Genomic DNA, 1,024 nt, shown 5'->3' with positions numbered 1-1,024 from the left:
ACCACGCGGCTGATAGCGGCTATTATACATAACAGACGGATCAAACCCAGTCGGAAACTGCCCTGCTGATTTAATTGGGTTATCACGTGTTGAGTCATGCTTAACATCTAAGTCGGCTGCAATAGTTACTTTTACTTTTTTGCCTTCAAGTTCTTCAACTTGCCAGCTAGCTGGAACAGGTGTAGGTAAGTCGCGAGCGCGCGTTTCAAACACAATTGCGTTATCGCTTGATGCGTTTAGCGTCATTTTTTGCTGCCACGGTGTGGCATCTGCATCAAAGTGTTCTTTTTCAATTTTACGAATAAGAGTACCAGCAATAATTTGCTCACCAAAGCGTGCTTCTATGTCGCTTTGCTCAACATTATTACCTTGTATATCTTGTAATTGGCCGTTTACAACACTTACTAGATTCATCAGTGTGGCGAGGCCTAAAAATGTTTCACTGCGATCTTGAGCATTTAAACTATCTAACACGATACGGCGATAACCTTGATGAAAAGAAGTACGGCCAGCGGCGTTAATGCCACCCATGCCTACTATAACGGGTAATGCAGTCATAATTTACCTTTAGAAACGTGTTATTAGAAGAAGAGGCAGTTTAAATGGATTATGCACTACACATTGTGCTTTAATAGCCAAATATTCAGCACAAAAGGCCAAAATGTACTGGTCGGAGCATTTATATGACTGAAAAAAATACTAATCCACCACTAAACATTGCTATAGCGGTATATCCGCATTTATTAGTGACTAGTTTAACGCTGCCTATAGAAATGCTAAGAGCCGGCGAGGCCTTTGCTAAAGGCCATCTTGATAAGCAAAGTTTTAGACCGCTTGATATAAATTTAGTGGCTAAAAATGCTGAATTTATACCCACTCGCGCAGGCCTTGCTATAATTCCTGATTGCATAACAACTAACGCCCCCTACAGTGATTTAATTATAGTGCCGGGTATTTGGCGAAACCCGCGCCCTGTAGTGCGTACAAATCAAGACGTAGTTGATTGGCTAAGCGAGAGTTTTAG

At 41.6% G+C, this 1,024-nt stretch carries 2 pseudogenes; one reads left to right on the top strand and one right to left on the bottom strand.

The annotated features are described in order from the left end of the window. Positions 1-558 (bottom strand): annotated as a pseudogene (locus tag L654_RS0101535) (beta-ketoacyl synthase); the annotation flags it as partial. Between the two features lie 125 nt (positions 559-683). On the opposite strand from L654_RS0101535, the pseudogene L654_RS0101530 reads away from it, so the two are divergent. Continuing rightward, positions 684-1,024: pseudogene (locus L654_RS0101530) on the top strand (AraC family transcriptional regulator); the annotation flags it as partial.

Source organism: Pseudoalteromonas sp. TAB23, assembly GCF_000498075.1.
In the GTDB taxonomy this organism is placed as follows: domain Bacteria; phylum Pseudomonadota; class Gammaproteobacteria; order Enterobacterales; family Alteromonadaceae; genus Pseudoalteromonas; species Pseudoalteromonas arctica.
Note: the sequence above shows the minus strand (reverse complement) of the source record. Positions and strands in the feature narration are given on the sequence as shown.